This is a genomic window from Rhodospirillaceae bacterium (assembly GCA_040219235.1).
Lineage (GTDB): Bacteria > Pseudomonadota > Alphaproteobacteria > Rhodospirillales > Rhodospirillaceae > WLXB01.
Genome location: JAVJSV010000010.1, coordinates 1 through 8456 on the forward strand (window position 1 = coordinate 1; position 8456 = coordinate 8456).

Sequence of the window (8456 nt, forward strand, 5' to 3'; positions counted from 1 at the left end):
TTTTGTCCGGTGCCGTGATGCCATATCCACCGCCCAGATCAGTCGGCGCGACTTTTCTACCTCTCACATCCAAACCGGGCTCGAACGCAACGTCATCAGCCGGAATATGAGAAATTAGTTTTCGGCAATCCGCAGCGCGGACAGAAATTTCCGTCTTATTTGATGTGCTGGCGTGATGCAAGAACACACACAAAAAGCACCGTTAAAGATGTAAAATCCTATTTTCATCAAGGAATATCGCCGTTTATTTGGTTAACAAGTTCTTTGTGAGTCGGTGATTTTTCCCGGAGTTGTGGTTTTGCAACAGACACCCTGGAAATTTTACAAGACCGCTTCCCCATCTTTACGGCTTGAAACAAATGAATACCATTGCTCTTTATAAGGTTTTGGTCTTTTGGTTGGGGAATCGAAAGAGGTCATGCCTTTAAATTTGAGGGGATCAAATCATGTCATCACACCGTTATCGATACTTACTTGCCAGTGCCACGATGCTGTCTACTGCTGCCTTAATTGGCGTCCAAGACGTTATGGCCCAGATCACAATTGAAGAAATTACAGTGACAACGCGCCGCCGCGCGGAATCACTGCAAAACATACCTTTATCCATCACAGCCTTCACAGACCTTCAAATCGAACGCGGCGGAATCAGAAGCGTCGAAGATGTCGCCCGCCTGACTCCAGGTTTAACTTTTGATTTGGGCTTTGCCCCGCAAGATACACGCCCTGCCATACGCGGGCTTCCAGCCACCAGAGGCCGTCCACCCGTCGGCATCCTGCTGGATGGGATTGATGTCTCCAGCGAGTCCATTCAGACCGCGGGCGGTGGCAACATGATGAACATGCGCCTCGTCGATGTGGAACGCATCGAAGTCGTGAAAGGCCCTCAAAGTGCATTGTATGGCCGTGTCGCGTTTGGCGGAGCCATTAACTACATTACGAAGAAGCCGTCTGATGAATTTACGGCCAACATATTTATTGACGGCGGAGATCATGGACAGCTTGAAGTCCGGGGGGGCGTTAGTGGTCCCATTGACGACAGCGGAAAAGTAGGAGTCAGGCTCAATGCGGCGTATGCGGAACACAACGGGTACCATCGCAATACCGTCACAGACTCAAAAATCGGCGGTTTTGAGAGTATTGGTGTATCCGGGATTATCAGCGCTGATCTCTCGGAAACCTTAAACGCCACAGCGCGCATAGCCTATTCAGACGATTCCAATGAGGTGCGGGCGCAAGTCGTTAAAGGTGGCGCAAACTTTATTGCCGCACCCGCCAACCCGCTTGGCTTAACAGGTGCCTTTAATCCGACATTTGGAGAATTGTCTATCGACGCGGGTGACGTAATCCAGTTGAGCACGGATCCATTTACCAATGAAGATTTCTTCGGGACCGAAATGGACAGTCTGATCACCAGCCTCAATATTGAATGGGAAGTTGCAGAAAACGTATATTTTACATCACTTACAGGGTACAATGATGCCAAGACTTTGCAAAACTTCGACTCAGATAAGCGCGGTGCTGCCGTTGCTCCAGTGTTTTTACCCCCACCAGGCGGCATATCAGAACCGCTCCCTCGCACCACAATTATTGACTTCATCACCGACACAAAACAGTTCAGCCAGGAATTCAGACTCGGCGATTTGGCATCGGATGGTCTGCGCTGGGCAGTCGGGGGGCTCTATTGGGACGAAGATGTCGATCAACGTGATTTCAGCAGTGCTACTGTCGATTTCGCGGGTCTCGGCTCAGCGAACTTAAATCTCGCCCTGTTAGGACGTTCCGCCTTAAACGAAGCAGTCTTATTGCGCAGCACCGAACATTGGTCCGCCTATGGGCATATTGAATACGACCTTTCGGAAGATTTAACGGTCGTGGCAGAAGCCCGCTATTCGGAAGAAAGCTTCTCCTATGATGTCGAGGGCGATAACAACAATGCGTTCGGCACGTTCTTCGCTGGTCCGGTACCATACTCAATCCCGACCCAACTGCCTCTCGCTGAAGCAAGTGATAACTATTTCACCCCGCGGATTTCTGTTGATTACCACGCAACAGAAGACATCTTGCTCTATTCTGCCATCGCCAAAGGCGCCAAACCGGGCGGCTTCTCCACGTTGTCCATAGGTGGCACATTGGAAAATAACCGCTTCTTACCCGAAACACTTTGGAGCTACGAAGTCGGTGCAAAAACCGAATGGGCCGACGGTCGCGTTCGGTTGAATGCCGATGTCTTTTACATGGACTACAGCGACAAGCAGGTCACCACTCAAGATGCAGCCGGTGGCCAGGGAATCGCCCTTGGTGTTGTTACCAAGAATGCAGGTAAAGCGCGGATTAAAGGATTAGAAGCAGATTTCACCTTGGTTGCAACGGAGGAGCTTAGCTTTACCGCGGCTTATACTTACCTCGATACCAAATACACGGACTTTGTGTTTAATACGCAGAGCGGAAACGACTTAGTGCGCGGTGGCAATTGCACGCCAACAACCGTAACGTCATCAGCTGGCACAGAAGTGCCGGTCTGTGAAATATCGCTCACCGGGAATCATCTTGAGCGCCAACCAAAACATGCCTTTACAGTCGGTTTAAATGGGTCTTTTCCAATCACAGACTCGATGAATTTGGTTGCAGAAGTTGACGCTCAATACCAAGGCAAACGTTTTCTATCTCAATGGAACCGCTGGACCTTGCCATCGTATATCAACGTTGACGCACGTCTCGGTGTCGAAGGTGATAAATGGTCGATCATTGCCTACGCTGATAATCTCTTCGACTCAGATAAGATTCGCAGTGGCCAGGAAAACTTTGATTTGTTCACCTTCGGTACAGCCATCAACCTGTTCGTACCAGATGAACGCCAACTTGGACTGCGTCTCAGCTACCGCATGTAAAGTTCGCAACACGGTTTAGAAAACCCCTCTCACTAAGTGAGAGGGGTTTGTCTCTGACTTAACTCAAAATTGACCTTTTAAATCTCCGTTAGATTAATTGGTGAAATAAAAAGCTGGTTATGACCACCCACTATCTAGTGAAACAAGAAATGGGCTGAACACTAATAGTGAGAAAGGATACAAAGAATGAAAAAACGCTTTACCACAGCGATCTCGGCGTTTATTGGCGTTGTCTACGTTCTAACTACGTCCGCATCCGCAGCACCCGGCTACGACCAAGATCGTAATGAATTGGAATGGGTGATCGAGCAATTAAAAGAATGGTTGCCGGGCACATGGGACTCCTATCCGCAAGTCTGGTACGAGAAAAATATTAGGGCACCGAGTAATGCTGAGGACGGACTACATGACCATTGGTACCGCACCTTTGCACTCATAGACGCACCGCAAGTGGGGGACGTTGTCTTTTACGGCCAAATCAATGCCGGAGGGCCTAACGGTCCAATTGTTGGAAGGAGCCAGGTTCTGTTTAATGCTGTGATAGATGAAGAACTTGGTGCGGTAAATATATTTGGCCAGGGCCCGGCAGACCCTGAGAAATATGAGAACCTTCATGAACGACCGGAACTATGGCGCAAAGTTAGACAACGTGAACCCGAGGCCATTAATTGCGATTGGTTATGGCGACGGGACGGCAATCAGGTATTTGGTGTATTGCAGGCAAAATCGCCTGATACACAGCTCAAAGAACCAGGCACTTGCTCCTTCACTTCTAAGAGAACAGGCGAACAGTTCAAGGCTGATACTGAATGGGTTTTAACGCCGGAACAACTCTGGCTTTACGACAATAATTGGTCCGCCGGATTTCTTTTTCTAGGGCGTGAAGACCAAACCCACATACGTCTTCATCGCGCGCGACCCTATCAGTGCCAGCTTTCTGATCGCGCAGGGACTCGCAAGCTTGGTGCCTATGACCGAGGTTTCCAAACCACCGCCACGGGCGACGATGGTCGGGAGTATGATTTGATGCTATTGCGAGCTGAGTTTCCAAAAAATCAAGGTAGTGGACTGGATGACCTGCTGCGTCTTTCGTTATCCGATGGCAACAAAGAACCGCCCGTTGCGTTTTCAATTGAACCGCCCGTCGCAGAGACAATTACGCTGAATGTGAAAGGTATTTCTGTGAGTTGTGAGCTTGGCGGGTCATTGCCGAGATTGCACAAGAAAGAATAAGGCAGAGATTTGGCAGCAAGCATCAAGAATGCCTGGCTAATTTTTCACCGGTGGACCGGCAACATCAGCTGAGTATCAGCGCCCTTGTTATCGATATTTTCGAGGCGGTTGTCGCCCGTGGGATCAAGCTCGCCGATGGATAAATAGTTCCCTTCCATGTAGTTCAATAACTCGAACAGTTGGTTACACGGTTGGCTACGCATCCTGCATTAGCGTGCTCGAATTCGGCAACATAACCAACGCGTGATCAGACCCTGCACCGGCTCCAGAGCTATAGTTTTCTGGCGTTCTTTAACTAAAACTGTTACTAATGCTTTCGAGAAAAGTTTTCCGGTCGGCATCACTAGCAGTGATTGCGAACATCTATTTTCGTCGTTTCAACAGGAGGTTTTGACATGTTCAAGAAGGCACTATTTACAACGGCTGCCGCACTGGGTTTGGCATTCGCCGGAGCAGCATCAGCGCACAACGGCCTCGACCTTAAAGAAGGCTATGCGGGGTATTCCACGCCGATGGTTTTGAGCGTCAACCACGGGTGCAAAAACAGCCCGGTGGTTGGTTTGCGTATTAGGGTGCCTGATGGCGTGACCGATGCCAAAGCGGCGTTCGACCCAGCTTGGGATATCGAATACAAAATGCGCACGCTGGAAGAGCCGATGATGGCGCACGGCCGCCAAGTCACCGAAGTCGTGGGCGAGATCATCTGGAAGAACCCAGTCAAGACGGTCCCCGCCGACGGCTGGTATCCGTTCAAATTCCGCATGACCCTGCCGGACGAACCCGGCAAGGTATTCCACGTACAAAACATCACCGTGTGCGAAGAAGGTACTGATCCCTACGTTGATCTGCCGGAAACCGCGCTAGACATTAACGATCCGGAATTCGCCAAAAAGACCTGGGCGTTTATGACGGCAACAGCCACACCTGCGCCTTTCTTGATTATCCGCGCACCTGAGAAAAAGCAGTACCCTTGGGAGTGGACATCCGAACAAGCCAGCGGGGCAAGCAATCAGCAGGAAGCAATGGCTAAGTAATATCCTCCCCAGGATAATATATATTGTTTACTGATTGATAACGGGGCGGTCACTGGCCGCCCCGTTACTCCGTATAAGATGAAACCTTTTCTTTCTTAATTCACCGTTGGGAAAGTAGAACTAGTAGGCCTCAGTCAAATGCTTGATGCAGAAAACCTATCCAAATCTTTCGATACTTTTCATGCTCTCACGAATCTAAATTTGTCAGTGAAACCCGGTGAGATATACGTTCTCTTGGGTGCGAATGGAGCGGGAAAATCCACTACTATAAAGCTTTTCCTCGGGTTTCTTGAACCGAGTGAAGGTGCGGCAATGATAAACGGATTGAACATTGCTGAGCACCCACTCGAAACAAAACGTTATCTAGGTTACATACCTGATCTCGTGATGTTGTACCCAGAGCTTACGGGACTTGAGAACCTACAATACTTCGCGAAACTGGGCGGAAATTCTTATACTGAAGAAGAACTGCGCGCGATTTTAGTTTCCGCTGACTTGCAGCCTGACGCTGCGGACCGGAAGACAGCAAATTACTCTAAGGGTATGCGTCAAAAAACCGGGATCGCGATTGCCATCGCAAAAAAAGCAAAAGCACTGTTACTAGATGAGCCCTTCTCTGGGCTAGACCCCAAAGCTAGCAACGAATTTGCACGCATATTAGTAAAAATGAAAACCGGTGGGACAGCGATGATTATGGCAACGCATGATATCTTTAGAGCCAAAGAAGTCGGCAGCCGAATTGGTATAATGCGTGGTGGAAAAATTCTCGAAGAAATTGACCCAACAGAAGTGAGCCATACTGATATTGAAGAGATTTACGTTCGGCATATGCAGTGATTTTGATCAGCAGCTCTTAATTCACGCCTGTCCCTTCTTTTTACTTCATCCGCCGGTATTGATGATGCAATCCGCATAATTCCGGATGCTTTGGATGACAGCATCATGCTCAACAGGGCATTGTATCAGCGAATATTTTTTAAAGAACAAGTGTTTCCTGGTAAGAATGTACTATCGGGCATAGTTGTTAAGTATAAGGCACAAGCGCTCCTCTCCGAAGATAAGCTCATGAGCAGGACATTCTCTTCGATTTATCCAAGATAGGGTACTTACATCCTAGAACCGTTCCAGCAGTTGTTAGGCTTTTGATCGTTGTTTTTGTGAGCAATAGACAATGACAAAATAATTCTCGAAGGCTCACAGATTCCTGTGGCAATATCCACAGATGATTGGAGCTTATTCTTTAAGCGAATTAGTTGGCTTGATCGGCTCTAAATTGGGCACGGATTGGCGGACTGTGCCACCAGACAAGCCTTACAAAATTTCCGAGACGCGCAAACTAACCGTAGAGTGCTGGCTGCATGTGCTGAATGGCCTTCGCCAGGGCCATTTGATTGCTTTCATCGACACAGGTCAGAAAAAGCAAGCGATAAAGCCAACGACTTGGCCTGATGTCACGAACATTCCTGATACCTCACCGAAAACATTTGCAAGCCTAGTCACGGATAACCGCCTCAAATTTAACTTCTCAAACACAGAAGCCACTTTCACAAATGAGCAAGGGCAGTCCTTTTCCGGTTCTCTATTGATCGACAAAGATATTGCCGATCAATTCCAAGCCCTATTCAAGCTAGAGAATTTTCATGGCAGCCAAGCTGGAAAGTGGCGACGCATCGGCACGCTCGGAGAATTAGCGGCCATGGTATTCGGCGATTTATTAGGCGAATGGTCAGTTTCAACAGGAATCGACCCTTTGCCCATGCGTAAAACGATCTTCAAAGCGCTAAAACAGTTAGAGCACATCGCGTCCAATCGCCTTGGGTGGTGCACTCCCGATGGCGTCTTTGATTGCCACGGAACTCCAATTTCCAAAGATGACATCTTGAATATGGAGAAATGGGCAGCAGAGGAAAACGACGAGTTCGAACGCCACTGGACAGACTCCTGGGTGATTGGTCGAGAATGGTTACGCTCTTTTTGCGAACAGGATTCAGCCAATCGTCCATTCCCGCCTTTCTGGAAAAACCCCACACCCCAACCTCCAATCCTTGTCGAACTGAATAAACGCCCCTCACCACTAAAGGGCAGAAGGAAAGAGGCGTTACAAGAACGAAACCAGCAATGGCTCTCTAAAGCACTAGAGATCATGGAACTTCACCCAGATTGGTCGAAATCTAGAGTATGCCAGAAAGTCGCTAAGGACCGTTGCCTTAACGAAAATCCCGAGACGATACGGCGTAGACTGGGGTCGGCCTTATCTAAATTGGGATAAAAAAGTTGGGCAGAGTTAACCGGCACCACGCACATGCCCAGGTAATTCTCTAAATCTAACAATCACTTATATCGAAACTGCGCTGGAATTGGGCACTGTTTGAACTGCCCAGTTTTGTCCGGCTTCATGAGTCCATTGGCCTTTCGTGGCCGCAATTGGGCAATTGATCGTGGAAAAACGCGGGACTTCAGAAACCGAAAACAATGAGAAAGAGCTGGCCTCACAGGCTCAGACCTTACTGCCATCGCGTGCGCTCAATGTGTCGCTGACTGAACTCGCCCGTTTGCTTGGTAAAGCTGCAGCACGAACTGCACCACGCGAGGCTCACAAAATCACTGAGGAGCAGCAAACACATGAACCGTAACTCCAGATCACCCTCCCTTCCCCGCCTTCTTAACCTTGATCAGGTGGCAGACTACTTGTGCGTATCGACCCGCACGGTGCGGCGGATGATTGATAACAAAACCCTGCGTAGCGTTCAGGTCGGTCGGCAAAAGCGCGTCGATCCGAAGGACTTGGACGCCTTCGTAAACGCCCACAAAACTTGACCTCTTCTGACAGCCATCAAGTAATTGTGCACAATAATGTCAAACAATAGTGCAAATATAGTCACAATATTTAGTACGTTAATTGGTTCTATATTTGCACTATATTGTACTTCTGTCCTCTTTTGTCTTCACTTTTCATTTAACGTCACTTAGCGTTGTGCACTATGGAGGATGACTCATGGTTAATATCAGCAAGATCAGAAACCCGTTTACCAGCCCAGACAGCTTGACCTTTGAAGACATTTTGGTCCGGATTGAGGGCGACCCCCAGCTAAACAGCCGCAAAAAGCGCGAAACCTCATCCGCGCTAAGGCAAGTCCCGAAATGGCTCAACCGGATGGCAGCCGATGTACCAGCAAACGCGGCGTTCTTGCGCAAAGCGTTAGAAGATTTCCATCCTGACCACGCTGGTATCTCCAAGCGTCGCTATCAGAACGTGATCAGTACGGTAAAGTTTGCGTTCAAGCACTGCGGCGTGTTGTTG

General features: G+C 48.8%; 10 protein-coding genes. 8 read left to right on the forward strand and 2 right to left on the reverse strand.

Annotated elements, in window-relative coordinates:
- Positions 1-187, reverse strand: a 187-nt coding sequence (locus RIC29_03960; protein MEQ8734054.1) for a hypothetical protein, incomplete at its 3' end; no start/stop codon positions are given.
- A gap of 259 nt (positions 188-446) precedes the next feature.
- On the opposite strand from RIC29_03960, the gene RIC29_03965 reads away from it, so the two are divergent.
- Both RIC29_03965 and RIC29_03970 read left to right on the forward strand, forming a co-directional pair.
- The gene (locus RIC29_03965; protein ID MEQ8734055.1) at positions 447-2888 is read left to right on the forward strand and encodes a TonB-dependent receptor; all 2442 of its coding nucleotides are present in this window, start codon (positions 447-449) and stop codon (positions 2886-2888) included.
- Between the two features lie 186 nt (positions 2889-3074).
- Positions 3075-4121: a hypothetical protein gene (locus tag RIC29_03970; GenBank protein ID MEQ8734056.1), complete on the forward strand. Its 1047-nt coding sequence runs from the start codon at positions 3075-3077 to the stop codon at positions 4119-4121.
- Between the two features lie 44 nt (positions 4122-4165).
- Here the strand turns inward: RIC29_03970 and RIC29_03975 are convergent, their stop codons facing one another.
- Complete coding sequence (locus RIC29_03975; protein MEQ8734057.1) at positions 4166-4324, reverse strand: hypothetical protein; 159 nt, start codon at positions 4322-4324, stop codon at positions 4166-4168.
- Positions 4325-4516: 192 nt separating this feature from the next.
- On the opposite strand from RIC29_03975, the gene RIC29_03980 reads away from it, so the two are divergent.
- The 6 genes from RIC29_03980 to RIC29_04005 form a co-directional block, all read left to right on the forward strand.
- Positions 4517-5155 carry a DUF1775 domain-containing protein gene (locus RIC29_03980; protein MEQ8734058.1) on the forward strand — a complete coding sequence of 213 codons (639 nt, stop codon included), beginning with the start codon at positions 4517-4519 and terminating at the stop codon, positions 5153-5155.
- Positions 5156-5293: 138 nt separating this feature from the next.
- Positions 5294-5992 carry an ABC transporter ATP-binding protein gene (locus tag RIC29_03985; GenBank protein ID MEQ8734059.1) on the forward strand — a complete coding sequence of 233 codons (699 nt, stop codon included), beginning with the start codon at positions 5294-5296 and terminating at the stop codon, positions 5990-5992.
- Positions 5993-6377: 385 nt separating this feature from the next.
- Positions 6378-7424, forward strand: a complete 1047-nt coding sequence (locus RIC29_03990) for a hypothetical protein (GenBank protein MEQ8734060.1) — start codon at positions 6378-6380, stop codon at positions 7422-7424.
- 169 nt (positions 7425-7593) lie between these two features.
- Positions 7594-7788 carry a hypothetical protein gene (locus RIC29_03995; GenBank protein ID MEQ8734061.1) on the forward strand — a complete coding sequence of 65 codons (195 nt, stop codon included), beginning with the start codon at positions 7594-7596 and terminating at the stop codon, positions 7786-7788.
- Positions 7778-7972 (forward strand): helix-turn-helix domain-containing protein, encoded by a 195-nt coding sequence (locus RIC29_04000; protein ID MEQ8734062.1) that lies wholly within the window; start codon positions 7778-7780, stop codon positions 7970-7972. Before RIC29_03995 ends, RIC29_04000 begins: the two co-directional genes overlap by 11 nt.
- A gap of 178 nt (positions 7973-8150) precedes the next feature.
- The coding region (locus RIC29_04005; protein ID MEQ8734063.1) for a hypothetical protein at positions 8151-8456 on the forward strand (306 nt) is incomplete at its 3' end.

Excerpts from the sequence above, each read along its gene's own strand:
- RIC29_03965 (MEQ8734055.1), top strand. The coding sequence starts at position 447 with ATGTCATCACACCGTTATCGATACTTACTTGCCAGTGCCACGATGCTG.
- RIC29_03970 (MEQ8734056.1), top strand. The coding sequence starts at position 3,075 with ATGAAAAAACGCTTTACCACAGCGATCTCGGCGTTTATTGGCGTTGTC.
- RIC29_03975 (MEQ8734057.1), bottom strand. The coding sequence starts at position 4,324 with ATGCGTAGCCAACCGTGTAACCAACTGTTCGAGTTATTGAACTACATG.
- RIC29_03980 (MEQ8734058.1), top strand. The coding sequence starts at position 4,517 with ATGTTCAAGAAGGCACTATTTACAACGGCTGCCGCACTGGGTTTGGCA.
- RIC29_03985 (MEQ8734059.1), top strand. The coding sequence starts at position 5,294 with ATGCTTGATGCAGAAAACCTATCCAAATCTTTCGATACTTTTCATGCT.
- RIC29_03990 (MEQ8734060.1), top strand. The coding sequence starts at position 6,378 with ATGATTGGAGCTTATTCTTTAAGCGAATTAGTTGGCTTGATCGGCTCT.
- RIC29_04000 (MEQ8734062.1), top strand. The coding sequence starts at position 7,778 with ATGAACCGTAACTCCAGATCACCCTCCCTTCCCCGCCTTCTTAACCTT.